Genomic DNA, 26,464 nt, shown 5'->3' with positions numbered 1-26,464 from the left:
GGCGCGGGGACCGGTCCGCGCGGGCGCCGGAGCGCGGGACGGGGGGACGCGGCACAGGCGCGGGTGGCGGGGCGGACCTCGGGTGAACTCCCCGGGAGACAGGGGGACTTCGCAGGTGGGGAGGGGGACGCGACGGTCGGCGCCGGCGGGGCGGGGGCGTCCCCCGGGGCGCCCGGTGACCGCCGGGGAGGCCACCGGGCGCTCGGTGGCCGGTCGGGACCGCGCGCGGGGGCGCCGTCATGGGTCCGGCCGCCCCCGAGGTGCGCGGGGCGGCCGGAGTGCCGGACGGGGCGAGGGTCAGCGGACGCGGCGACGGGGGCGCCACAGCAGCCGTTTGAGCCACGGCCAGGCCAGCACGAGCGCGATCACCGCGTACACCGTCACCGAGAACGGGGTGTTGACGAGGCCGGTGACGCTGCCGTCGCTGATCTGGAGCGCCCGGCGCAGCTGCTGTTCGGCGGCGGGCCCGAGGATCACGCCGATGATGGCGGGCAGCACCGGCAGGTCGAACCGCCGCATCAGCAGTCCGAGCAGCCCGATGACGAGCAGGATCACCAGGTCGATCGGCTCGCCGCCGACCGCGTAGGCGCCGACCGCGGCGAAGAAGAGGATGCCCGCGTAGAGGTAGGGACGCGGGACGCGCAGCAGCTTCGCCCAGACCGGCGCGAGCGGCAGGTTGAGGACGAGCAGCATCACCATGCCCACGAACAGCGAGGCGATCAGCCCCCACACCAGTTCCGGCTCCCGCTCGAACAGCAGTGGCCCCGGCTGGATCCCGTAGCTCTGGAAGGCGGCCAGCAGCACGGCGGCAACCGCCGTGGTGGGCAGCCCCAGCGTCAGCATCGAGACCAGCGTTCCGGCGGCGGAGGCGGAGGCCGCCGACTCCGGACCGGCCACGCCCTCGATCGCGCCCTTGCCGAACTCCTTCCGGTGGCGGGAGAGCCGCTTCTCGGTGATGTACGAGAGGAAGGTGGGGATCTCCGCGCCGCCGGCCGGGATCGCGCCGAACGGGAAACCGATCAACGGGCCGCGCAGCCACGGCTTCCAGCTGCGCCGCAGCTCCGCCCGGCCCAGCCAGGGCCGTCCCACCGGCTCCGCCTCCGGCGCGGTGCCGCGCCCCTTCCGGCCCGGCCCGGTGGCCCCGCCGGGCCCACCCGGGCCGCCGGGCCGCGCGGCCATCCACAGCGCCTCGCCGATCGCGAAGAGCCCGACGGCGACGATCACGACGTCGATCCCGTCGGAGAGTTGCAGGCTGCCGAAGGTCAGGCGCTGCTGCCCGGTCATCTGGTCGAGGCCGACCAGCCCGAGGGTCAGCCCGATCAGCAGGGAGGCGAAGCCGCGTACCCGGGAGCTGCCCAGCACCGAGGTCACGGCGATGAAGGCCAGCACCATGACGGCGAGGTAGTCCGGCGCCCCGATGTCCACCGCGAGTTCGGCGACCGTGGGCGCCAGCATCACCAGCAGTACGGTGCCGATCAGCCCGCCCGCGAAGTGGCCGATGGCCGCCGCGGCGAGCGCCTGCGAGCCGCGGCCCGCCTTCGCCATCGGGTGCCCCTCGACGGCGGCGATCACCGCCGCGGTCTCACCGGGGGTGTTCAGCAGGATCGAGGTGGTGGAGCCGCCGAACATCCCGCCGTAGTAGATCCCGGCGAACATGATGAAGGCGCCCACCGGGTCGAGCCCGTAGGTGACCGGCAGCAGCAGGGCGACCGCCATCGCGGGGCCGATGCCGGGCAGGACGCCGATGGCGGTGCCGAGCAGCACGCCGATCGCCGCCCACATCAGGTTGACGGGGGCCAGGGCGGTGCCGAAGCCGTCCATCAGGGAGGAGAGGGCGTCCATCTCAGATCACCCCCATCAGGGGGCCGCCGGGCAGCGGCACCCCGAGCAGGGTGTGGAAGAGGACGTAGGTGAGTAGCGCGAGCACCGCGGCGATGAGCGGGTCGCGGACGAGGGCGCGGCTGCCCAGCGCGTAGGCGGCGCCCCAGAACAGCAGGGCGCCCGCGAGCGGGAAGCCGAGCGGCTCGATCAGGGCCGCGGTGAGGAGGAACACTCCGACGAGCAGCCCGACCGTCCGCCAGTCCCCCGGCCCGTCCGTACCGGAGGGCGGGCCGTCCGTGTCATAACTCGCCCCGCCTACACCGGAGTTCGTGCCGTCCGCGCCGGAGTCGGGCTCGGCGGCGCCCGGTTCGGTGGCCTCCGGCTTGGTGGGCCGCGAGCCCTCCGGCTCCGTGCCGGTGTCCGGGTTGTCTGCCGCGCGACCCGTCAACTCCTGTTCATAAGAAGAGAGTTGGGAGGTGACCTGGGTGGCGGAATCGGGCTCGGACTCGGCCTCGGGTGCGGCGTCCGGTCGTCCGCTCCGCCGTGGGCCACCCCGTACGACCTCCACGGCGAGCGCCACCGAGACGAGCAGCAGCGCGCAGCCCACCACCAGCGGAACCGTCCGGGGGCCGACCGGGCCGCGCTCCGTGGCCACCTGGTCCATCGTCAGCGCGTCGAAGAGCACCAGCAGGCCGAGAGCCAGCAACAGGGCACTGACGCCGAGTTCGGCGCGACCCCGAAGCAACTCCCGTATGCGGATGATGAGTCGGGGGCGACCGGGGTGTTCCGGTGGGCCTGGGGCGGGAGCGATCGGACTCACTGGCCAAGTCCCTTCAGTACGGAGTCGACGCGCCGGTCCTCCGACGCCAGGAAGCGCCCGAACTTCTCCCCCGGGAGGTAGGCGTCGTCCCAGCCGTTGCGGCGCAACGACTCCTTCCACTGGCTGGAGTCGCGCAGGGTGCCGAAGAACCGGATGAGTCTGGTGCGCTGGGTGTCGGACAGTCCCGGAGGTGCCACGATGCCGCGCCAGTTGGTGAACTCCACGTCGATACCGGCCTCCTTGAGCGTCGGCGCGTCGAAGCCGTCCACCCGCTGGGGCCCGGTCACCGCGAGGAGCCGCAGTTCGCCCGACTCGATCTGGTCGCGGTACTCACCGAGTCCGGAGACGCCGAAGGCCACCTTGCCGCCCAGCACCGAGGCGAGCAGTTCCCCACCACCGTCGTACGGCACGTAGTTGACCGTCTTCGGGGCGATCCCCGCGCCCTCGGCCATCAGCATCGGCGCGAGATGGTCCGGGCCCCCGGCCGAGGAGCCACCGCCGACCGGCAGCGAGCGCGGCTTCTTCCGCCACGCCTCCAGCAGTTGGCGGAACGTCTTGTACGGGGAGTCCTTGGCGACGACGACGATGTTCGGCTCCTCCACCAGCCGCGCGATCGGTGTCGCGTCGGCGAGCGTGGAGGGGGCGCGGTTGGTGTGGACGGCGCCCACCACTCCCAGCCCCATCGACATGGTCAGCTTGCCGTTGCCACGTTCGTTGACCAGACGGCTGAGGCCGACGGTGCCACCCGCCCCGGGCAGGTTGAACACCTCGATGTTGTGGTTGAGTTCGGCGTCCTCGGCATCCTTCGCCGCCGTACGGGCGGTGATGTCGTAGCCGCCGCCCGGGGTGTTGGGCACCATGAACCGCAGACCGGGGATGTTGGTGCCGGTGTCCTTGCCGTCGCCGGAACTGATCAGCGGAGGTCCGACCAGCAGGAGCAGCGCGGCACAGAGCGTGGAGACCACTGCGCGGAGGCGCACGCGGGCACCGCCTTTCGGGGAGGGGAGCGAAGCGCCCACATGCTGCCCCGGCGGCCGGCGGATGTCTCCCCTCGCGCGCGCTGGAAAACTAATGGTCGTTGTGGTCTTTGTGGTCGCGCCGCACCGCCTGTCCCAGGCCGTCGTCGCGCACGCCCACGCCCCGCCCGTCACACGGCGGTTGGGCTCTCCCACGCCCCGTACGCCATGGGGGTGGAACGGCCGCGCGAGGCGGTGACCGGGTGGTTCAGAGCCACCGGAGCGCCGCGTCCACGGTGTCCGTGACGCCGGAGTTGAAGGCGACGGCGGCCCGCGGCGCGTGGCGGCGCACCAGGTTCACGATGCGCTCGAACAGCGGGAGCAGCGCGGGGTCCTGGCGGATTCCCCCGCCGATGACCACGACCCGCCACGGCCGTTCGCGCAGTGCCGCTACGAGGACGGACTCGGCCGCGGCGTCGTCCTTGACCAGCGCGGTGCCCACCTCGACGCCGTGTTCCGCGAAGCGCGCCAACTCCGCCTCCAGCGCCGCGCGTACCCGTTCCCCGTCACCCTCCGGGAGCGCTCGTGGGTCGTAGCCGATGACGAGTACGGAAGACATACGGCCACGCTACCGGCGGAGACGCCGCTCGTTCCGTCGGACCGTGAGGTCGGGCTAACCCGCGTCACCGCCCGGTCGGATGGCCAAGTCCCGTTCTGTGCAGGGGTTTTGGATTGGCCCGCCGCCATGGAGGGGGCGGGAACGCGGACGCCCCGCCACGGAGCTCCGTGGCGGGGCGTCTGATCGGTCGTCCGGCGGGTCGTACGGCAGGCCACCCGTCGTGTGACACGCTCCGTGGCCCGCGCGGCGAACGACCGCCGGGGTCACGAGTCCTGGCGACCCGTGACCCCGACACGGCGTCTACTCGCCCTTGCTGGGCGTATCGGACGGGCCACCGGATCCGGCGGCGGCCTTGCCACCGTCGTCACCGTTGCCGTTGCCGTTGTCGTCGGAGACGGGACCGATCTGGATCTCGAACTCCCCGGCGTACTGCTCGTGTCCGGCGATGACGGCGCTCTCGATGGCCTCCTCGCCGCGCTCGCCACGCAGGATCAGCGGATCCCTGCGGAGGTCGCGGAGGAGCGCGATACAGAGTCCGATCATGACCAGGGTGAAGGGCACCGCCACCAGGATGGTGAGGTTCTTCAACCCTTCGAGCGCCTTGTCCCCACCCCCTCCGACCAGCAGCATGATGGCCGCGACGGCACCGGTGAGCACACCCCAGGTGATGACGACGAGCCGGGTGGGCTCCATCGTCCCCTTCTGCGAGAGCGTGCCCATGACCACGGACGCGGCGTCCGCGCCGGAGACGAAGAAGATGCCGACCAGGATCATCACGAGCAGCGTCGTGACACCCGCGATCGGGTACTCGTTCAGCACGGCGAACAGCTGGCCCTCGGCGGTCGCCTCGTCGGTCAGCTTCGCCCCGTCCTGTTCCAGCTTCATCGCGGTGCTGCCGAAGATGGAGAACCAGATCAGGCTGACGACGCTCGGCACGAGGATGACGCCACCCACGAACTGCCGGATGGTGCGGCCCCGGCTGATGCGCGCGATGAACATGCCGACGAACGGCGTCCAGGAGATCCACCAGGCCCAGTAGAAGACCGTCCACCCGGAGAGCCAGGTGGCGACGTCCTCACCCCCGGAGGAGTCGGTACGCCCGGCCATCTGCGGGAGTTCACCGACGAACGAGGTGATCGAACTCGGCACCATGTTGAGCATCAGGATGGTCGGCCCGACCACGAAGACGAAGACGACCAGCAGCCCGGCCAGCACCATGTTGATGTTGGACAGCCACTGGATGCCCTTCGCCACCCCGGACACGGCGGACAGCACGAACGCCACGGTGAGCACGGCGATGATGAGCACCAGCACCGTCTGGCCGACGTTGTCGGCCCAGCCGACCTCCTCGACACCACTGCTGATCTGGAGCGCGCCCAGACCCAGCGAGGCGGCGGAGCCGAAGAGCGTGGCGAAGATCGCCAGTATGTCGATGATCTTGCCCATGGTGCCGTTGGCGTGCCGCTCACCGATCAGCGGGGTGAAGACCGCGCTGATCGTCTGCCGCCTCCGACGGCGGAAGCAGCTGTAGGCGATGGCCAGACCGACCACCGCGTAGATCGCCCACGGGTGCAGCGTCCAGTGGAAGAGCGTGGTGGCGAGCGAGGTCTCCATCCGGTCCGCCGCGTCGGCGTCCGCCCCGTGGGTACCGGGCGGGGGATCGGCGAAGTGCGTGAGCGGCTCGTTCACGCCGTAGAACATCAGACCGATGCCCATACCGGCGCTGAACATCATCGCGATCCAGGAGACCGTGCGGAACTCCGGCTTCTCGCCCTCCTTGCCGAGGGTGATCTTCCCGTAGCGGCTGAAGGCCAGCCACAGGGCGAAGATGACGAACCCCGAGGCGGCCAGCACGAAGGCCCAACCGCCGTTGTGCATCGTCTCGTTGAGCATCCTCGTCGAGACGCTCTCCAGGGAGTCCGTGCCGAAGGCACCCCACAGCACGAAGGCCAGGGTGAGCGCCGCCGTGACGCCGAACACCACGTAGTCCGTCGGCGGTGGTCTCAGCGCCGGTCGCAGACTGGAGCTGGGAGAAGCCCCCGTGGGGACCTCACCGCTGCGTGGCTTTTTGTCCACCCGTTCCTCCACTTAAGTTGTCGACTCTTGTATGTACAGACGACGGCAGCACAGAAGCCCGCTACCCGACGGCGCGGTCTGCATGCGTCATACAGCGGTCGATGGACCTTCAAAAACAGACCATGAATCTTTAAAGGAGTGTCATCGAGTGAGCGGCCGGAGCCGCCTCGTCGGGGCGCGGCGCCCCACTGGCTGCGGAGCCTTCGAGGGGACAGGAGCGTAGTCCCGCAGCGCGCGTTCCGCCCCGAATCCGCGAGTAACGAAATGACTTCTCCGCGATATGGCCGCCCCGGCGCCGCCACCGCCGAACCCCCCGCCGGAGCGCGATTTCCCATGTCATGTGCGTTCGGTGGAGGGTCGGTCGCCGAAGTGACCGGATGGTTCGAGCCAGTTGTGAACGTGCTGCGAAACCATTGGAAGGCCGCCCGGGTTCGGCATGTGCCGGTTGTCGGGGTCATGTGGAACGGTCCGACTCGTTCAAGAGTTGATCCAAACGGGGTGGCACGCCAGGCGCTGGACCGGCTGGTTCTGTCGTGATTCCGCTTAGGCTGCTACTCGGCCTGATCGGTGAGTGTGCGCACGGTGTTCCGTGGGTGAAGCTCTCTGAAGACTCACTGTCTGAACTCCGCTTCGTTTCCGGTCGAAGTCCGTGCCGAATCCGGGCCCCTTCCACGGCAGAGTTGATCAGGGAAAGTGCCACCGGGCTGCCACACGGGCACGGGCCGGGCTTGGAGGAGCGTAGCCGCCCGGGGGCGGGATGAAGGGGACCCCAGCGCGCCGCGTCGGCCGCGCGCTGCCCAGCCCCCACCGACCCCCGACACGGCGCCGCACGGCCCCACCGGACGGGACGCCGCGCCGGGCCCCGCGTCCCGGTCCGCCGAACCCGGGGCGAGCGGCGGCCCGTCAGAGTGGGGTGGCCGCCTTGAGCACCAGGAAGAGAGCCAGCGCCGTGTCCAGCGCGGCGACGGCGGACAGGGTGGTGCCCGCGGTGGCGAGGAAGGCCGCCAGGCCGGCGGGGCTCGCCGCGGGGAACCAGCCGTGCTCCGGCGGCACCGGACCCAGCAGCGCCGCCACCCGGCGCGGCACCGGCCCGCCCGCCGCCGAGGGCAGGACCTCCTCGCAGGGCGGTGCCGCCGGGGGAGGCGGTACCGGACGGGACGGCGACTGCCCCTCGGGCGGGGCGACGGGAGCTGGTGCGGGAGTGCGGGCGGGCGCTGGCCCTCGGGGGCGCGCGGGGAGCCGGACGGGAGCCGCGGACGCCTCCGCCCTGCCGCCCAGGGCGGTGCGGTCGACGGGCGGCGCCGGTTCCACCGCTGCTTCCGGCAGCGTCACCGATCCCGGTGACGGTTCCGGCAACGGCAGCGGCAACGGCGCCGGTTCCGGTGCTGGTTCGGGGTCCGCGGGAGCGGCGAAGGCGAGGAGCCCCGGTGGGGCGGAGGCCCCCGTCGTCCGGGCGGCGAGCGCGGCCTTGGCCACGGCGCGCGCGGTGGTGCGGCGGTCACCGACGGCCCGGGCCGCCGACTCGTCGGCCCAGCGTTCCAGGTGGTAGCCGACCGCCGAACGCAGCGGCCACAACAGGGGGTTGGCGCGGCTCAGCAGCGCCACCGCGAGCAGGTACCGGTGGTGCCCGCCCGTGAGATGGGCGCGTTCGTGCGCGATCATCGCGCGGCGCTCGGCCGGTTCCAGCCCGGCGAGCATCCCGGTGGACACCACGATGCGGTCCGGTGCGCCCGGTAAGGCGTAGGCGTAGGGCTGTTCGTCAGGCAGGACCGTCACTCCGGGGCCCAGGTCCGCCACCGGGTCCTCGCCGGTGGGGTGCGCCGCCGTACGAACCCCCGGCCCCTTCCCCGCCCCGCTACCCGGTCCGCTCTCCGGCCTGTTGTCCACCCCGCTCCCCGGCTCTCCGGCCCCGGCGTTCCCCGGTTCTCCACGGCCCTTCCGGCTCGCGCGGCCCTCCGGCCCCGGGCAGCGCTCCCGGTCCGGGTGGCTTCCCGGGGCCGGGGCGGGCGCTCCGGCCGCCGGGGCGAGGGTGGCGAGCGCGTGCCGTGTACGGGCCAGCACCCGGCGGTGGCGCCGAAGCGCCGCGAGACACGCCCCGACGACCGCGAGCAGCAGCCCGATCGCCGGTGGCCCGGTGAGGTGGGCGTACGGGATGACGGTGCTGACCTCCGGGTCCGCCCAGACGTCCGGCAGCGGGTTGCCGGGGAGTTGAGCGGTACCGACGAGTCCGAGCAGCACCAGCGAGAGCGTGCTGCACAGCGCCAGCGCCACCCCCAGTGCCGTCAGCATCCGGGCCGCGCGGCGCGGATGGGTGCGCTGGTCGGCCAGCCGCGCGACCGGCAGGACGGTCAGCGGCAGTACGAACGGCAGGAAGGCGAGCGCCGCTGCCATCCGGTCCATGCGTCACTCCTCCCGCAGCAGATCCCGCACCAGCCGTTCGTCCTCCTCCGACAGCGAGGAGACGAAGCTGGTGAGCACGGCGTTCCGGTCGCTCTCGCTGTCCAGGACCCTGCGCATCCGCAGCGCGGCGAGCCCGGCCTCGTCCGCGAGGGCCGACCACAGGTAGGACCGCCCCGACTTGCCCCGGGTCACGGCCTGTTTGGCGTGCAGCCTGGTCAGGATGGTGACGATGGTGGTGTACGCCAGTTCGTCCCCGAGGTGCTGACGCACCCAGGCCGCCGTCACCGGCCCGGGCGCGGCCCGCAGCACCGCGAGCACCTGGCTCTCCAACTCGCCCTGACCGCGCCTGCGTCCGCCACTCTCTCCGGGCTGATCGCCGTACTTGACCATCGGTTGCCCTGCCTCTCCACCTGCTTCCGCGCTACCCGCGCGGTGCCGCCTGCCATGCCCCACACGGGGGCGCTCCCTGTGCCGTATCGCCCTCCCCCGGCCCCACACCGGTTCCGTGGCCCGACCGGTACCGCTCCCGCCCGCACCGGTGGCTCTCGCCCGTCCGGTCCGGCCCCGCCTCGTACGGGTCCCCATCCCTTCTTCCCCCGGATCCTTCCTCCCCGCTCCCGCGGCCCTCTCCGATCGCCCCGCTCCGCCACGTCTCGCCGCGCCCGCGCCGTCCCACGCCCCCGCTGCCCCACGCTCGCCCTCTCACACCCCGCCGTCCGTCTCGACCAGGCTCGCGCCCGACCGCGACCGCTCCCGGAGGGCCCGGCCACGACCGCTTCCGGGAGGGCCCGGCCACGACCGCCCCGGAGGGGGAGTGCGGCGACCATGTCGTCTCCCACGCCGGGGAGTTGACGACGGCCGGAGCCCCCCGCCGCGCCACCGCCGGAGCCCCGACGGCAGTCGCGCCACCGCCGGTACGGACACCACCGCCGGTACGGACACCACCGCCGGTACGGACACCACCGCCGGTACGGATGCCGTTGCCGACGCCCGTACCGGTACGGATACCGGTGCCGGGTGCTGACGCGGAGGCCGGTGCCGGTCGCTGGGTGCGCCGCGCCGGGGACTGCGTCCCCCACGACGGCCGTTCCCGTCTGATGCGCGCTCAGCCTAGAAGCCCTCCGGGCGATCCGCCGCGTCGTGGATCGGGTCCCGTACCGTCCCGCCGCCGCTTCCGTACCGTGGGTTACCGCCTCCCACCAGGCGAACTGCCCGTGGGGACAGGTCGGTTGGGGTCGGGGGCCGTTCCCGGGTCGGGTGAATTCCCCGTCCCCGGGAACGCCCCGGCGCGCTGCCGCTGCCGCTGCCGCTGCCGCTGCCGATGCCGATGCCCATGCCGACGCCGCGCCTCGGCGCGACGCCTCGCCGTGGCCCGCGCCCGCACCGCGTCATCGTCGGCCTCCGCCGCCTCCGTCCGCTCATTCCGCTGGCCAGGCCGGGCGGACCGGTCGGTGTCCGACGGCGGCCGACGATGGCCGACAGCGGACGGTCAGGCGTCGTGGCCCACGTACGCGCGCAGGTGCTGGGCGGTGCGGGTCTCGCCGTGGGCCACGAGGTCGGCCGGGGTACCGCTGAAGACCACCTGGCCGCCGTCGTGTCCGCCGCTCGGGCCGAGGTCGATGATCCAGTCGGCGTGGGCCATCACGGCCTGGTGGTGCTCGATGACGATCACCGAGTTGCCGCTGTCCACCAACTGGTCGAGCAGTGCCAGCAGTTGGTCGACATCGGCCATGTGCAGCCCGGTTGTCGGCTCGTCCAGCACGTACGTCGAGGACTTCTGGGCCATGTGGATGGCGAGTTTGATCCGCTGCCGCTCCCCGCCGGAGAGGGTGTTCAGCGGCTGGCCGAGACGGAGGTACCCCAGTCCCACGTCGGTGAGGCGGCCGAGGATGGCCCGGGCCTGACCGGAGGTGAAGAACGCGTGGGCCTCGGCGACCGACATGCCCAGCACCTCGCTGATGTTCTTACCGCGCAGGGTGTAGGTCAGCACCTCCGGCGTGAAGCGTTTGCCCTCGCACTCCTCGCAGACCGAGGCCACCCCGGCCATCATCGCGAGGTCGGTGTAGACCAGGCCGATGCCCTGGCAGTTCGGGCAGGCTCCGGCTGAGTTGGCGCTGAACAGCCCCGGCTTGACGCCGTTCTCCTTGGCGAACGCCGTACGGATGGGGTTCAGCAGTCCGGTGTAGGTGGCCGGATTGCTGCGGCGCGATCCCCGGATCGGGGACTGATCGGCCACCACCACACCCTCCCGCTCCGAGACGTAGCCGTGGATCAGCGAACTCTTGCCGGAGCCCGCCACCCCGGTGACCACGGTCAGCACCCCGAGCGGGACGTCGACGGAGACGTTCCGCAGGTTGTGCAGGTCGGCGTCCTTGATGGTCAGCGCCCCACGCGGCGACCGGGCCGGTTCGCGCAGCGCGGCACGGTGCTCCAGGTAGCGCCCGGTGAGGCTGCCGGAGGCGCGCAGCCCGGCGACGTCGCCGGTGTAGCAGATCTGGCCACCGTCCGAACCCGCGCCCGGGCCCAGGTCGATGACGTGGTCCGCCGTCGTGATCACCTCCGGCTTGTGCTCCACCACCAGCACCGTGTTGCCCTTGTCCCGCAGGCTCTCCAGCAGGCCGTTCATCCGCTGGATGTCGTGCGGGTGCAGTCCGGCCGTCGGCTCGTCGAAGACGTAGGTGATGTCGGTGAGGCTGGATCCCAGGTGCCGGACCATCTTGACGCGCTGGGCCTCCCCGCCGGAGAGGGTGGACGCGGGCCGGTCCAGGCTCAGGTAGCCCAGGCCGATCTCCACCAGCGAGTCCAGCGTCTGGCGGAGCGTGGCCAGCAGCGGCGCCACCGACGGGTCCGCGACGCGCTGGACGAAGACGGCGAGGTCGCTGATCTGCATCGCCGAGCACTGGCCGATGTTGACGCCGTCGATGGTGGAGGACAGCGCCGCCGCGCTCAGCCGGGTCCCCTCACAGTCCGCGCACCGGCGGAACACCACGGCCCGGTCCACGAACGCGCGCACCGCCGACTGCATGGACTCGCGGTCCTTGGCGAGGTGGACCCGCTGCACCTTCGGCAGCAACCCGTCGTAGGTGATGTTGTGCGAGCCCACCTTGATCTTGGTGGTGGGCTTGTGCAGGAAGTCGTCCCACTCCTGGTCGGTGAAGTCCCGCAGCTTCTTGTCCGGATCGTAGAGCCCGGATCCGGCCATGATCTGCCAGTACCAGGAGTCGACGGCGAAGCCCGGGACGGTGATCGCGCCCTCGTTCAGCGACAGGTCGCGGTCCACCAGCTGGTCTATGTCGACGCTGGACACCTCGCCCAGCCCCTCGCACGCCGGGCACATCCCCTCGGCGCTGTTGAAGCTGAACGCCGAGGAGGTGCCGATGTGCGGGGTGCCGAGCCTGCTGTAGATGATCCGCAGCATGGTGTACGCGTCCGTCGCGGTGCCCACGGTGGAGCGCGAGTTGGCCCCCATCCGCTCTTGGTCGACGAGGATCGCCGCGCTGAGGTTCTCCAGCGCGTCCACGTCCGGACGGCCCAGGCTCGGCAGGAAGGACTGGACGAAGGCGGTGTGCGTCTCGTTGAGCAGCCGCTGCGACTCTGCGGCGACGGTACCGAACACCAGGGAGGACTTGCCCGAGCCGGAGACCCCGGTGAACACCGTGAGCCTCCGCTTGGGTATGTCGACCGAGACGTCGGCCAGGTTGTTCTCCCTCGCCCCTCGAACCCTGATCACGTTGTGCCCGTCCGCCGGCTGAAGCGCGCGGTGACGGTCCGTCTCGGGGGACGGCTGACGGGACGGGTCGGCGGCCATAACGGCTCCTCGCGTTGCTCGAACTTCTCGGTCTCTCGATGTTCCTGAACCGCGCGCGGGCCACCCGGGTCCCACGCGCGCGGGTCCGGCGTTTCCGAACCGCGCGTGCTCCGGCGCCCGCGTGGACGGGTCCGGCGCCCGCGTGCGCGGGTCCGGACTCGAAGCGCCCGACGGGCGGGGCTCCGGAGGTGGGCTCCGAACACCGGGTCTCGCGGCGTTTCCTGCGGCGCCTTTCGGCTTCGGTGGACAGCGCTCGGCCGCCGCCCGGTCCACGGGCCCGCCCATCCGGCCGACGGCCCCCGGCTCCCGTGGGCCGGGGGACCGGCACCCGGCGGACCCGGGACCGTGGCGCCCGTACGGCCCGGGTCGCCACGGTGACGGCGATCCCGCGCGGCGGCGGTTCCGGCGGAACGTCGGTTCCGCGCGACGCCGGTGCACTGCGGTGACCCCCCCGGTCCGGCTGCCGGTCAGGGACGGCGCGCCGCCGCCCCGGGTACCGTCCGCCGGGCGTGCGCCCCGCGGTCGTTCCGTAGGTGGGCGGGCCGCACGGGACGCGGGGGCCGGGCGGCGGTCGGATCGGCCCAAGGATAGGCGCCCCCTCTGACACTCCCGCCGAATCCCCGGCGCTTCAGGACGTACGGGCAGGTCAGCGCCGTTTCAGCCCGCAACGGTCGCTCGGAACCGCGGTCCGGCCGAACGGTCCGGGGCGGGGGGGCGGCGGGGTCCAGGCCGAAGGGTTCGGGGGCTCGGGGTTTCGTTCCGGAGGGTTCGGGGTGGGTTCGCGGGGCGGGGCGGGTCGGGGCGTGGGTGGGCGGATGGGGTGGGCCCGGCGTGGGCTTGTCGCGCGGGGGCGCGGGTCCGGGCGCGGCGGTGGCGGGATACCGGCTCAGGTCGGTATCAGCGTGACCTGCGTGGCCTTCAGCACCGCCCAGACGTGGGTGCCCTCGGCCAGCCGCAGCTCGGCCGCCGCCGTCGACGTGATCTCCGCGATCAGCTCCGGCCCGCTCTCCGGCACGATCACGACGCGCAGCCGCCCGCCCAGCGCGGTGATCTCGCGTACCGTGCCAGGCCAGACGTTCCGTGGACTCCCGTCCGGGCGCCGCCGGAACACCGACACCGCGTCCGGCGCGACGACCGCCAGCGCCCGGCCGCCCACCCGCAGCGCACCCTCCGGGGCCGGGTCGGGTGCCGGTACCGGTGCCGGTGCCGGTGCCCGGATCGGGGTTGGTGTCGGGCTGTGTGGTGTCGGGCTGTGCGGGAGGACGGCGTCGGCCGGTACACCGTCGGTGGCGAGTTCGCCGCCCTCGTCCAGCGCGAGACCGCCGTGCGCGGTGACGGTGCCGGGCCAGGCGTTGTTGCCCAGCATCCGCGCCACCCAGCGGGAGCCGGGGCGCCGGACGACCTCCGACGGCGTGCCGTACTGCACCGCCGCGCCCGCCTCCAGCACCAGCACCCGGTCGGCCAGCGAGACCGCCTCCACCGGATCGTGGGTGACGAGCAGGCAGACGCCGGTGAACCCGTCGAGGTGCCGTCGAAGGGTGCGCCGGACCCGGGTACGGGTGGTCTGGTCGAGCGCCGCGAGCGGTTCGTCGAGCAGCAGCAGCCGCGGATCGCTGGCCAACGCCCGGGCCAGCGCGACCCGTTGGGCCTGCCCGCCGGAGAGCTGCGCCGGTCTGCGGTGCGCGAGGTGGCCGACGCCGAGCTGGTCCAGCCAGTGCGTCGCGGTCCGCCGGGCGGACGACCGGCGGACACCGTGCGCGCGCAGCCCGTAGGCGACGTTGGCGCGCGCGCTGAGGTGAGGGAAGAGCGCGCCGTCCTGCGGTACCCACGAGACCCGGCGGCGGTGTACGGGGAGGCGGGAGACGTCCCGCCCACCGAGGAGCAGCCGCGCCCGCGCGCGCGGGGTGAGCCCGAGCAGCGCGCGCAGCAGCGTCGTCTTGCCCGCGCCGTTCGGGCCGACCACCGCGATGGTGGTGCCCGGTTCGGCCCCCAGCGCCAGCCGGACGAAGCCGCTCAGCTCGGCCGTCAGCGTTCCTCCACCCGTGGCCTCGACGGCGGCCCGTCCGACGGGGCGTTCCCCTGGCTCCCGACCTCCGCCGGTGTGCGTGTCCCCGGTCGCCCCGGTTGCCCCGGTCGCCTCGGTCGTCTCGTGTCCCCGGTGCGCTGAGTCGAGCCCGCGCGAGCGACCGGCGCCCGCCCCCGGCCCCTCGTCCGACGGCTCGTCCGGGTAGGTGTCCGAGGGCTCGTCGGGGACGTCGTGGCGGCGGCGCGCGCGGCGGCGCCCCGCGCGCGGTGGTGCGCCGCCCGTCCACCGTCCCCGCAGCGCGACCAGGACGGCCATCGCGACCGCGAGCAGCAACAACGAGAGCGAGGTCGCGGCCTCCGGGGAGTCCTGGAGCAGCAGGTAGACCTGGAGTGGCAGGGTCTGCGTCGTCCCCGGAAGGTTCCCGGCGAAGGTGATCGTCGCGCCGAACTCACCCAGCGCCCGCGCCCAGGTGAGCGCCGCCCCGGCCGCGAGTCCGGGAGCCACCATCGGGACGGTGACGGTGGCGAACACCCGCAGGGGGGAGGCGCCCAGCGAGGCCGCCGTCTCCTCGTAGCCGGGGCGCAGCCCGGCCAGCGCCCCCTCCAGACTGATGACCAGGAACGGCATGGCGACGAACGTCGCGGCGACCACCGCCCCCGAGGTGTGGAAGGGCAGCACCAGACCGAAGGTCTCCTCCAGCCACGGGCCGAGGAGGCCGCGCCGGCCGAACCCGAGCAGCAGGGCCACCCCGCCGACGGTCGGTGGCAGCACCATGGGCAGCAGCACCAGCGCCCGGACCAGCGCCTTTCCGGGGAAGTCGACGCGGGCCAGCACCCAGGCCAGGGGCACCCCGAGGAGGAGCGAGAGCCCGAGCGCCCAGCCCGAGACGAGCAGGGAGAGCCGCAGGGCCTCGGTGACGCCCGGAGCGGAGAGGTGCGCGCCGAGTTCACTCCACCGTGTACGGACCAGGATGCCGCCCAGTGGTACCAGCAGGAAGGCCACCGCGAGCAGCGCGGGCAGCGTCAAGGCGAGGGGCGCTCGCGCCCGCCCGCTCTCCTTCCGCCCGCTCTCCTTCCGCCCGGCCTTCTTCCGCCCGGCTTCGTTCGGTCCGCCCTCCCTCCGCCCGGTGCGCCTCCGCCCTTCCCCCGCTCGTCCTTCCCCTGCCTGTCCTGTCGTCTTCTGCCCCGCCGCTGGGTGCGCGCGGCCTGAGCGCCCCCGTCCGAACGCCGCCCGCGTACGCCCCGCTCGCGCGAACCCGGCCCGCGTACACCCCGAACGGTCGGTGGGCTCCGAACGGTCGGTGGGCTCCGTGCGGTTGGTGGGTTTCGTGTGGTTGGTGGGCTCCGTGCGGGCCGTGGATTTCGTGCGGTCGGTGGGCTCCGTGCGGGTCGTGGGCTCCGTGTGGTCTCCGTGCGTCATCGCCGTGTCCCGTTCCGGTTCCGCGCCTCCGGCTCCGTCCACCGAGGATCGTGCCGACGCCATGCCCGTCCGTCCGTCGTGCTCGCCCGCCATGCCCGTCATCTCCCTGCCGCGTCCGTCGCCCGCTACGGCCGCTGGAAGCCCGCGTCCCGCAGGACCTTCTGGGCCTTCGGGGTGCCGAGCCAGTTGACGAACCGCTCAGCCGCCTTCGCCTCGCCCGAGGAGCTGAGGACCGCGGCCGGGTACGTGGCGACGACGCCGCGACCGTCCGGAACGCGCACCGCGTCCACCGCGTCCGAGGCGGCGGCCACGTCCGTCCGGTAGACGATCCCGGCGTCCGCCTCGCCCAACTCGACCTTGCTGAGCACCGCCCGCACGTTCGCCTCCCGCGACACCGGGCGCACCCGCACCCCGTGCTCCTCCAGCACCTGCTTCGCGTACCGGCCTACGGGGACGTCCGAGGCGGCGAGTACCACCTTCAACGAGCCCTTCCCCAGGTCCCGCAGCTTCTCGACCCGCTCGGGGTTGCCCTGCCGCACCGCGATGACCAGCCGGTTCCTGGCGATGACGGCGGGCTCGCGGGTCTCCTCGCGCAGCCCGTCCATGGTCGCGGTGTCGGCCGTGACAAGGGCGTCGGCGGGCGCGCCCTGCCGCACCTGGGCGGCTAGCTCCTGCGACCCGGCGAAGGAGAACCGCACCTTCGTGTCACGGTGCTCCCGCTCGTAGACCTTGCCAGCGCGCGTGAACGCGTCGGTGAGGGACGAGGCGGCCAGCACCGTCACCTCGGTACGGCCCCCTCCCTCGTCCCCGCCGCCGCAGGCGGTGAGCGGCAGGACCAGGAGGCAGGCGGTGGTGGCGAGTACGGCCCGGCGCCCCGCCGTCACCCCGGCAGCTTCCCGACGGCCCCGACGGACCCGACTCTCCCGACGTCCTCCACGCGACATGGACAGCTCCTTGCGTTCGTGCGCGCACCCACACCGGGGCGCGGCCTACGTGACCCCCCGAGGTACGGGGCCCGCTTCCATGACACCCGGCATCCGGCTGTCGGCCACCTGCTACCGGCAGCCCGCCGACCGCAGCCCGCCGGCCGCTGGACGGCGTCCCGCTGGTGAGCGGCGGGCCGGGCTCCCCGTGGCGCCGTCCCTGGCGCCGTCCGTGAGCCCGGTCAGGCGCGGTCGACGTGCACGTTGGTGGCCTTCACCCGCGCGGTGGCCTCCACCCCGACCTCCAGGCCCAGCTCCTCCACGGCCTCCCGGGTCAGCAACGAGACCAGTCGGTGCGGGCCCGCCTGGATCTCCACCTGCGCGGCCACGTCCCCCAGCCGGACGGCGGTGACGATGCCGGGGAAGGCGTTCCGGACCGAGGTGTACGACTCCTCGGCCCCGCCCCCCTCCCCGCCCGACTGCGCCAACTCCACGGAGAAGGCGGCGAGATCGCGCCCGTCCACCAGACGGCGCCCACCCTCGTCCCGGTGGGTCGCCATCCGACCGGCATCCGCCCAACGCCGCGCGGTGTCCGGACTGACGCCGAGCAGCCGTGCCGCCTGACCGATCGTGTAGGACTGCATACGCGGCACACTAAGCCGATTCCCCTGGCACATACAAGGGTGATCCGAGTCTCGGGGCCGCACCTGCAGTCCGTCGGGGTCCCACGTCCCGTGTCGTCGGAAGCTGCCGGTCGCGTCCGTGGCAATGGGTCGTCACGTGTGGACGTCGCCCGAGTGGAGATCCACCCGCTACGGAGGGGCTCCAAGAGTGAGGGGTGAGAGATGACGGGGCATAGAAGGCCGGGCCGTCGCACTCTTGGGTGCGACGGCCCGGCCAGCATGTGAAATGCGCTTATGAGGCGATGGATATCGCTCTCGTCTCCAGGGGTGCGCTAACTACGCTCTTTTTGCCTTCATGGCTGGTCAAGTCCTGCATCGCTGACCCCGCGTACGGTATGCATATCAATGCGATGGCGGAGAGTGCGATGGCTGCGACTTGCTGGGTCGCCCGAAGGCGACTCACGTTGTTTTGCACACGTGCTCCTGGAGGTGCTCTGATGGATCCCCGGTTCGATCAGCCGGGCGGAGATTCCAGCAGATATCGCGCTGGATCGCAACTTTGTGCATGAGAGACGGATTTATGCTGCGGCGGGCGCCTGGTTCTCCGGAGCGGTTTTACCCATGTCCCTGGCGCCAGCTTCGGAATCAAAGGTTCCGATTTTCGAGAAGTGTGTGCCCACAGCGAGCGACAAGGCATATGCCAAAGGCGTGAACGATAGCGGGTGGTGCTTGAGGTGGTGTGGGTCAGGACGCGAGTCTGTGTTCTCGTGCCTGGTCCAGCGCACGGAGGACTTCCAGGGTCTGGGTGACTTCGGATGTCTCACCGAGGCGTCGCGCCATCTCCAGGCTTGTCCTCAGGTGCACCAGCGCTTGTCCATGTCTGCCCGTGCTCAGTTCGGCGCTGCCGAGGTCGCGCAGGGTTTGAATCTCCTCGGGGTTCGCGCTGATTCTTCGCGCTGCGGCTAGCGCGGCTGTGTGGTGGGCCAGTGCTTCCTCGCTCCGGTCCAGCGCGTGCAGTACTTGGCCGATGCCGTTCCGTGCTATCGCCTCACTCCGGAGATCTCCGGAGCTGCGCAGAACGGGAAGAGCCTCTTCGTAGATTTTGAGTGCTGCTTCGTGGTTCCCACTCAGGCGCAGGGTTTTGGCGTAGTTGATTTGAATTATGGCAAGCCGACTCTTGAGTCCGAGCGTGGCGGAGATTCGCAGTGCCTGTTTGTAGAACCTTTCTGCTTGTTCTCGGTCGCCGGATTTCATGTTCGCTTCTGCCATATTGTTAAGTGCTATCGCCTCGCCGAAGGTATCTCCTGTTTCGCGGAACCCTGCGAGAGCAAGGGAGAAAAAATGGAGGGATTCGTTGTGCCGCTCCAAATGAAGGCAGATCATGCCCAGCATGTTGTAGCTCCGGGCTTGTTGCCTGCGGTCGTCGGTGGTGAGCCGGTATTGCAGGACGCGCTGCTGGTGCGCGTAGGCGGGGTGGTACTGGGCGGTGTGCCAGTGGCTTATCGACAGCTGGTGCCGGGCCTCGGCGGCGAGCGCGGCGGAGTGGGGGAGGCGGAGGGCGATGTCGAGCGCCGCGTTGGCGGCTTCGATGGCCTCGTCGTAATGGCCCGCCTGGGTGCACACGGAGCTGAGGTCGAGCAGTGAGTGGGCGTGTGGCTCGTGTTCGCGGGTGGTGCTCCAGTGGTCGACGGCACGCCTGAGGTGCGGTAACGCGGTGCTGAGGTGGCCCTCGCCGTCGAGGAAGCCCGCCAGTACGTGGGCGAGGACGGCCGCGTCGCGGGCTGACCCGTGGGTGTGGGTGTACTCCAGCGTGGCGAGGAGGTTCGGGCCCTCGGTCGTGAACCACTGCTGTGCGTCGCCGTGTTCGGCGCGTTCGTCCGTCGTCGGGGAGTGGAGGTCCTCGGGTACGGGGCCGCGGGTGCGGTGCGGATAGGCCCGTCGGTCGGCGTGGTCGGCGGAGTGCGTGTAGTGCCGTAGGAGGCGCTGGAGAGCAGCCGTGCGTTCTTCGGCGCCGTGTTCCTTTTTCACCAGTTCGAGTGTGAACTCCCGTACTAAATCATGCAGTCGGAAACGATTGGGTGCGGTTTCCCGTATGAGGTTGTACGTCACCAGCTCTTCCAACGTCTGTTCTGTCGCATCGCGCGGAAGATCGCTGAGGGCGGCCGCGGCTTCCGGGCCGAACTCGGGCGTGAGATGGAGTCCTATGCGACGGAAGGTGCGGGCTTGGGTGGAGGTGAGCGTGCGATAGGAGAGCGAGAAGGTGTGCCGGAGGTCTATGTTTCCGGATTTGAGTACGGGGAGTCGAGAATTTGCGTCATTGAAACGTTCGAGTAGGTCTGCTGTGCTCCAGGAGGGCCGGGCCAGGAGTCGGCTTGCCGCTATCTGTATGGCGAGGGGGAGACGCCCGACGAGTCGCACCAGTTCGGACGACTCCGGCGCCGCCACCGCGTTCCCGTCGACGAAGTGCTGGAACAGCGCGCTCGCCTCGGCCTTGGAGGGAAGGTCGAGGGTGGTGGGGCGCACCCCGGGGAGATCGGTGAAGGTCTTGCGGCTGGTGACGAGGATCATGGCGGGGGAGGCGCCGGGGAGCAGCGGTCTGACCTGCTCGGCGTTGGCCGCGTCGTCCAGGACGGCGACGAAGCGCCGGTGGCGCGCGGTGGTCCGCCAGAGTGCGACGAGGTCGTCCAACTCCGTTGGCAGATCGGTCAGTCGGCTGTCGAGGAGCCGGAGCAGTGTGCTCAGGGCCTCTTCGGGGGGCAGCGGTGGCTGGAAGGCGGCGTGGCCGCGCATGTCGAGGAAGAGCCGTCCGTCCGGGTAGTGCTCGTGGAGCCGGTGGGCGACGTGGACGGCGAGGGTGGTCTTTCCGGTGCCCGGCATTCCGGTCAGCAGCTCGATGGATCCGGTGCGCGTGTCGTCGCCGGACGCCGATCGGCTGTCGAGCAGGCGGTCCAGGACCGGTCGGCGGCCCACCCAGGTGACGTCGCGGGGAAGAGTGTCGGGGGGTGGGGCGCCGGAGTTCTCTCGCAGGCTGTCGGGGAGCAGCTGGGATATCGGGGTGCGGGCGAGGATGCCCTCGTGGACCCTGCGAAGCTCCGGGCCTGGTTCGCTGCCGAGTTCCCTGAGCAGCCGGTGGCGTGCGCGTTGCAGGAGCCGGGCGGCTTCGGCCGTGCGCCCGGATCCGTAGAGCGCGAGGGCCAGTTGCTCGACCAGTTTCTCGGCGGTGAGATGTGCCTCCGCGAGGGGCTGGAGGTCCGCTGCCGCTTCCGTGTACCGCCCGCGCCGCAGGGCGACGCCGGCGCGTAGCACGGAGGCGGCCAGGTTCCGTTCGGCCACGGTCTCACGGAGGTGCTGGGGCCAGGGGCCGGGGAGTCCGGCGAGTGGCTCGCCGCCCCAGAGCCGGGCGGCCTCGTCGAGGGTGTCGACGGCGGCACAGGCGCTGTCGAGGTCGGCGTCGGCGAGCGTCTGGGCCTGCTGGAGCAGGGTGAGGTAGCGGCGCAGGTCCACGGCGTCCGGATCCGCGGTGAGGGTGTAGGTGTGTCCGCGCCGGACCACCTCGGCCACCCGGGGGTCGACGAACTCCCGGAGCCTCTTGCGGATTCGGCAGATGTGGGAGTACAGCGCGTCCCGGGGTTTGGCGGGCGGTGACTCACCCCAGACGCGATGGACGAGGGTGTCGACCCCGATACTGCGGTTCGCGTCCCAGGCGAGTGCGGCGAGGGCGATCCGCTCCTTCGGGGCACCGAGTTGCTCGCGTGTGGCCCCTGCCCGTAACTCCACCTGGCCCAGCAGCACGATGCGGAACTCCACCAGCGACCTCCCGCCGGTCCGGCATGTCCGTGGATGAGCGAGACGAACCAACTGAGCATCGCACAAGTGCACATGCTCGGCTATACGGCGTCGGGCCGGGTGGGGGACGGGATTCCGCCCCGGATCCGGAGGTGTGGTGCAGCCAGGTTTCCCCCGGGTAGGCAACGAGTGGTGGGGCCACCGGGGGAGTCCTCATGCGAGGTCCCCGGTGGGCTGGGCGGGCTCTCCGGTGACAGACGGGTGGGGAACGATGGAGGATTACAGCACGGCCCCCATGCTCCTGGCGGCCATGGTTTCCGCACGTGCTTCCGAACATGATGATGTCTGGCGGGAGTTGGAACTTCGGTTGGCGCCGTGGCTCGAACGGGACGCCGGACTGCGTCGGCTCCGGGATTCGGTGGAGTCGGCCGGGAACCCGCTTAACGAACTCACCGCGTTCGCAGAGCGGTTGGCTGTACTGGCGCGGGAGGACCAGGCACTGTCGGTCGAGTTGCGCACCTGGTTGGCTGGACGCCCGTCGGCAACGGGGAACACCATCGATGGTTCGGCGCGGGTGTATGGGCCGACCGTACAGGCCGGAGCGGTTCGGGACGTGCACTTCCACCAGTCGGTGTCCGCGCAGCCGCCACCCGAGTCCTCCCCGTTCCGCGTACCCCGTGAACTCCCAGCTGCTCGCCCGTACTTCGTGGGCCGGGACGCGGAGTTGCGGGAGCTGGACGCGTACCGCTCGGCCGTTCCGGACTCGGGGGTGCAGCTCCTGGTGGTCAGCGGTCTGGCCGGGGTGGGCAAGACGGCACTGCTCACACACTGGTTGCGGGGGTGCGCGGACGAGTTCCCGGACGGACAGCTCTACGCCGAGCTGAACGGCTACGACAGTGCCGGACCGAAGGAACCCGGCGCTGTGTTGGAGCATCTGCTCCGCTCGATCGGGGTTCGGTCAGTACCGACCGAGACGTACGAACGCGTCGCGCTGTGGCGGTCGTTGACCGCGAACCGGCGACTGGCAGTCATGGTCGACGACGCGCTCACCGCGGGCCAGGTACGTCCGCTGCTGCCGTCCGGGGCCGGGAGTCTGACCGTGGTAACCAGCCGAAACCACCTGACGGGTCTACTGGTGGACGGTGCGACGCTCTACCGGCTGGACACCCTTTCCACCGAGGCGTCCGTGGAACTGCTGGCAGGGAGTGGCGTGGCGCCCCGAGTACGGCGAGAGCCGGACGCCGCGCGCGAAGTGGCGCGGCTCTGCGCGCGTCTGCCCCTGGCGCTCTGCCTGGCGGCGTCCCAACTCGCCGTGCGGCCAGGGCAGACGCTCTCCTCCCTCGCGGACTCCCTCGCCGGGGCGCAAGGTCCGCTGGAGGCCCTGCGAGCCGACGGTGAGGCCGCCGTGCGGGTGGCGCTGGACGCCTCGTACCGGCTGCTGCCCCCGGACGCGGCTGTTCTCTACCGGGCGCTCGGCCTTCTCCCCGCCCCCTCCTACGATCCCGCCATGGCCGCGGCCGTCACCGGGCAGTCGGCCGCTGAACGGGACCGATCCCTGGAGGTGTTGCTGGACAACAACCTGCTGGAGGAATTAGCGCCGGAACGCTACCGCTTCCACGATCTGGTGCTGCCGCACGCACGCGAGTGCGCCGAGAGCGCGGACACGGCGGAGCAGCGCGGTCGGACGCTGCGCCGATACGTCGACTGGTGTCTGGCGACGGCCACCGCGGCCGAGGAGTTGCTCACGCCCAGCCATCGCAACCTGGCCCGGACCTACGTCGAACCCCCCGCCGAGACACCTCGGTTCTCCGACGAGACCATGGCCCTGCGCTGGCTGGAGACCCACGGCGGCGCACTGGAGGGCGCGGTGCGGCAGTGCGCGGAGGCGGGATGGCACGCTACCTGCTGGCAGTTGGTGGACGCGTCCTGGCCGTGGTTCCTCCGGCTCCGACCCACCGAATGGTGGGTGAAGGCACACCAGTTGGGCATCGTCTCCGCCCGGGCACTGTCCGACCGTGAGGCTGTGTCGCGCATGCTGACCTCGGGTGGGGCGGGCCTGCGGAACGCCGCGCGGCACGGTGAGGCCGCCACCTGGTACGCGGAGGCGCTGGAGCACGCGCGGTCGCACCAGGGGCCACGCGAGGTTGCGCAGGCCCTCAACGGTCTGGGGAACGCGTGCCTGGCCGCAGGTGAACTCACGGATGCCGAGGGGTATTTCGTCGAGGCGCTGACGCTACGGGAGTCGATCGGGTACTCCCGCGGCGCCGCGCTCTCCCGGGTCTGCCTGGGACAGACGGCCCTCGCGGCCGGTCGCCACCCGCACGCCGTCCCCCTTCTCACCCGGGCGCGGGACGAGCTGCTCGCCGCTGGAGACGCCTACGACGCGGCGCGGGCACTGGCCTTTCTCGGTGAGGCGACGGCGGGGGCGGGCGACTATCCGAGTGGTGAACGGCTGTTGCGGCAGGCGGTTGACGAGTTCCGGGCCACCGGTTCGGCGCACTGGCGGGCCCGCACGCTGGAGAAGCACGGACAGGCCGCCCAGGAGCACGGGGACGTCGCCGTGGCCCGGGACAGCTACCGGACGGCCCGCGATATCTACCGTCCGCTCAGCCCGACGGACGCCGCGCGGCTGGAGGAGCTGCTGGCGGCGCTCTGACGCCAACCGCCGGGTCGGGGCGAGACGGATCGGGCTGGCGGGGTGGAATACACGGAGGACGGAATGCCAACTCGACGACATCAGACGATGGTTGGTTGGTGAGTGGTACCTCGTATGCCGTCGTTCGTTGTTCCGCGTGGGCTCCGCCAGCGCCTCTGCTCCGCCAGCGCCTCTGCTCGGTCACGCTCCGGCGCGGCCCGTCCGTGCTGGGCGGGCCGCGCCGGATGGTTCACCGCAGGCGGAGGGCGATCCGCCCGGCTGTGGTGCGGAGCACCGCGCCGCGCAGTGTCCCGGGCCCTCGCCCGGAGACCGTCCACGCGTGCAGGAAGGACGCCAGCAGTCCGGTCCACATGTGGGAGCGGGCCACCGCGGACGTCGGCTCGACTCGCAACACGGGCTGGGCGCGCACTCCGACGGCCCCACCCCCGGTCTCCGGAACGGCCGCGACCAGAGCCCCCGGACGACGGTCGAGGAGTGTGTGGACGGTCCGTTCCGCCGTCCCTACCGCTACGTCGGTGCCGTGCACGAGAACGTCCGCGCACTCGTCCCAGGGCGTGCGCTCCGTCCCGGCCCGGTCGTCCAGAAGGACCAGCAGATGCGTGTCCGTTCCGCGTTCGACCGCCCGGGAGGCCGCCTCGCGCGGGGGACGGCGGGTACCGGTCAGGGGCCGAACGCTCGGGACGACAAGCCCCGTCGGGGCGGGCGCGAGGGTGCCGTGCGATCCGGCGGTTGCCGGACCCGCGGGATGGCTCCCGGGCCCGGCGCACGGACGGACCGGATCGGGACCGATTCGGAAGAGGGCACGGCCCTGGGCGCCACCCGGGGGCCGCCCCGCTGGGTTCGAAGCTGACGTGGACACCAACGCTGGTTCGCTGTGGGAACGTTGGGCGGAGACCAGGCTCCCGGACGGGGCGGCCCACACCACCCGCATCGGCACGACCCGATGGGTACGGTCCGCCGGGCCGGTCACGCCGACCTGCTCTGGTCGAACTCCTCCGAGTCGCACGGTGACGCCCCCGGGCGAGTCACCAACTCGTGGGCTGTGTCCTCGGGTCGCTTGTTCGCAGGGCCGTGCGGATGCGGAAGCGGCTCCAACAGAGCCGGGGGTAACGGGAGATCGGGTGGCTGTGCGGGGAAAGCGGGTTCACCGAGGTCCAGCATGCGGTACATCAGTGCCCGCATACGCCGGTGAAAGCGCCCCGGTTCGGAAGTCAGCGACTCGGCGACCTCCGCGTACTGTCCGGACCGGAACTCCCTCGCCGCGTACTTCAGTTGCTCCATGAGAGGGCGCCCGGGCGACAGCACCGGAGCGGTCCGGGCGAGCGCCGCCGCGGGTGACGACGGCGTCATGGCCCGTCGCGGACTGTGCGTGAGGAGGACGGGGACGTCGGTGAGAGTGCCGTACGCGGTCAGCGATCCGTGGTCGCCCAGAAGCACGTCGGCACCGATCAGGGGCGCCTCCCAGTCGGATGTCGGTGGCAGCACGCTCACGCCCCGCTGCGCGCAGTCCCGCAGCCAAGCGTTCACCTGCCAACCGCCATGACCGGCCCAGATGTTGGGATGCGTGAGCACCAGTACCCGGTACGGGGCCGTGAGATGGTCCAGTAGCTGTGGCAGCAGCGCGTCGAGGCGGCCGAACGTGGACGTGGGACCCCAGGTGGAGCTGACCACCAGCAGCCGCTCGCCGGGACGGAGGCCGAGCGCGCGCCGGAACTCCGCCCGCCGCGGCAGACCGGCCGTCAGGCGGTCGTGCGCGGGATCGCCGAGTACCGTCGCCACCGGTAGCGCCTCCGGGCAGGAACGCGCGAGTTCGTCCAGGTCCCGTCGGTGGGAGAGCCCGATGGCCGCCGGAGTGACCTTGCCGTCGTGCGTCAGCTGGGTGCGGCTGAGCATGCCAGCGGGCCGCGTGCTGGCAGTGGGCGTGATGTCGTCCTGCCGTAGCGGCTTGATGTGGCCCGCGCCGTGGGGCAGGCGGATCACCGGTGCGTCGATCTGCTCTATCCCCCGGGAACCGGCGGCCAGGGCCAGGTCGAACGGCTTGTGCACCACCTGCTGCCACGGGACGACCGAGATTCCCAGGTGCCGCAGGTAGCGGTGCACCCCGCCGCCGAACGGGTGTGGGGCGACGGTGAAGGTCACCTGGATTCGGAGATCACGGGCCAGCAGCTCGAACGCGTCACGGAGCCGCTGAGCGTAGGTCATGGTGTGCGCGACGACGAGCACACGCTTGCAGTCACGCACGGTGAGCCACTGGCCGCCCCGTATGACGGCCGGTTCCGCCACCGCGTCCGCGTACCGCGGGTCTGTCATGGTCAATCCCCCTGTGGTCGAGAAACGTCCTTCGACGACAGGGTTACGCCGCCTTCCGGACGGACTCCTTGTCGCGACCTTGCGGATTCCTTGCTCCCCTGGACAGCGCGAGCGCGATGTGCTGTGACCCGTGGCGGCGTTGGGTTGAGGGAGGCCACACCGCATCCGGAGGTCGGGGGTTCGGGGTGGGGTGGGGTGGTCGGGTGTGGCGGTGCGGGGTG

Annotated in this window: 14 protein-coding genes and 2 pseudogenes; 1 reads left to right on the top strand and 15 read right to left on the bottom strand. The window is 71.8% G+C overall.

Annotated elements, in window-relative coordinates:
* Positions 1–297 precede the first annotated feature (297 nt).
* From E0L36_RS17835 to E0L36_RS17770, 13 genes and pseudogenes are all read right to left on the bottom strand, one after another.
* Positions 298–1,842: a tripartite tricarboxylate transporter permease gene (locus E0L36_RS17835; protein WP_180930140.1), complete on the bottom strand. Its 1,545-nt coding sequence runs from the start codon at positions 1,840–1,842 to the stop codon at positions 298–300.
* 1 nt (position 1,843) lies between these two features.
* Positions 1,844–2,566 (bottom strand): tripartite tricarboxylate transporter TctB family protein, encoded by a 723-nt coding sequence (locus tag E0L36_RS27770; protein ID WP_374705553.1) that lies wholly within the window; start codon positions 2,564–2,566, stop codon positions 1,844–1,846.
* Positions 2,567–2,637: 71 nt separating this feature from the next.
* Positions 2,638–3,621: a tripartite tricarboxylate transporter substrate binding protein gene (locus E0L36_RS17820; RefSeq protein WP_180930139.1), complete on the bottom strand. Its 984-nt coding sequence runs from the start codon at positions 3,619–3,621 to the stop codon at positions 2,638–2,640.
* Positions 3,622–3,865: 244 nt separating this feature from the next.
* Positions 3,866–4,216, bottom strand: a complete 351-nt coding sequence (locus E0L36_RS17815) for a hypothetical protein (protein WP_180930138.1) — start codon at positions 4,214–4,216, stop codon at positions 3,866–3,868.
* Positions 4,217–4,516: 300 nt separating this feature from the next.
* The gene (locus E0L36_RS17810) at positions 4,517–6,235 is read right to left on the bottom strand and encodes a BCCT family transporter (RefSeq protein WP_219636858.1); all 1,719 of its coding nucleotides are present in this window, start codon (positions 6,233–6,235) and stop codon (positions 4,517–4,519) included.
* A gap of 960 nt (positions 6,236–7,195) precedes the next feature.
* Positions 7,196–7,396: pseudogene (locus E0L36_RS17805) on the bottom strand (M56 family peptidase); the annotation flags it as partial.
* Between the two features lie 300 nt (positions 7,397–7,696).
* Positions 7,697–8,071, bottom strand: a pseudogene (locus E0L36_RS27115) (M56 family metallopeptidase); the annotation flags it as partial.
* A gap of 624 nt (positions 8,072–8,695) precedes the next feature.
* The gene (locus tag E0L36_RS17795) at positions 8,696–9,082 is read right to left on the bottom strand and encodes a BlaI/MecI/CopY family transcriptional regulator (protein WP_180930136.1); all 387 of its coding nucleotides are present in this window, start codon (positions 9,080–9,082) and stop codon (positions 8,696–8,698) included.
* 1,099 nt (positions 9,083–10,181) lie between these two features.
* Complete coding sequence (locus tag E0L36_RS17790) at positions 10,182–12,500, bottom strand: excinuclease ABC subunit UvrA (protein ID WP_180930135.1); 2,319 nt, start codon at positions 12,498–12,500, stop codon at positions 10,182–10,184.
* Between the two features lie 886 nt (positions 12,501–13,386).
* A complete protein-coding gene (locus E0L36_RS17785) occupies positions 13,387–15,552 on the bottom strand; it encodes an ABC transporter permease (protein ID WP_180930134.1) in 2,166 nt (721 codons plus the stop codon).
* A gap of 518 nt (positions 15,553–16,070) precedes the next feature.
* Complete coding sequence (gene modA, locus E0L36_RS17780) at positions 16,071–16,889, bottom strand: molybdate ABC transporter substrate-binding protein (protein WP_180930133.1); 819 nt, start codon at positions 16,887–16,889, stop codon at positions 16,071–16,073.
* A 221-nt stretch (positions 16,890–17,110) separates the two neighbouring features.
* Positions 17,111–17,512, bottom strand: coding sequence for a molybdopterin-binding protein (locus E0L36_RS17775; RefSeq protein ID WP_180930132.1), 402 nt, complete (start codon positions 17,510–17,512; stop codon positions 17,111–17,113).
* A 723-nt stretch (positions 17,513–18,235) separates the two neighbouring features.
* Positions 18,236–21,298, bottom strand: coding sequence for a tetratricopeptide repeat protein (locus tag E0L36_RS17770; protein WP_180930131.1), 3,063 nt, complete (start codon positions 21,296–21,298; stop codon positions 18,236–18,238).
* A gap of 289 nt (positions 21,299–21,587) precedes the next feature.
* On the opposite strand from E0L36_RS17770, the gene E0L36_RS17765 reads away from it, so the two are divergent.
* The gene (locus tag E0L36_RS17765; RefSeq protein WP_180930130.1) at positions 21,588–23,933 is read left to right on the top strand and encodes a tetratricopeptide repeat protein; all 2,346 of its coding nucleotides are present in this window, start codon (positions 21,588–21,590) and stop codon (positions 23,931–23,933) included.
* A gap of 229 nt (positions 23,934–24,162) precedes the next feature.
* Here the strand turns inward: E0L36_RS17765 and E0L36_RS17760 are convergent, their stop codons facing one another.
* Together E0L36_RS17760 and E0L36_RS17755 are read right to left on the bottom strand one after the other, a co-directional pair.
* Positions 24,163–24,342, bottom strand: a complete 180-nt coding sequence (locus E0L36_RS17760) for a hypothetical protein (protein ID WP_180930129.1) — start codon at positions 24,340–24,342, stop codon at positions 24,163–24,165.
* 557 nt (positions 24,343–24,899) lie between these two features.
* On the bottom strand, positions 24,900–26,243 hold the full coding sequence (locus E0L36_RS17755; RefSeq protein ID WP_258016321.1) for a hypothetical protein: 1,344 nt from the start codon (positions 26,241–26,243) through the stop codon (positions 24,900–24,902).
* Positions 26,244–26,464 lie beyond the last annotated feature (221 nt).

This window comes from Streptomyces sp. AJS327 (genome assembly GCF_013450295.1).
Classification (GTDB): domain Bacteria; phylum Actinomycetota; class Actinomycetes; order Streptomycetales; family Streptomycetaceae; genus Streptomyces.
Note: the sequence above shows the minus strand (reverse complement) of the source record. Positions and strands in the feature narration are given on the sequence as shown.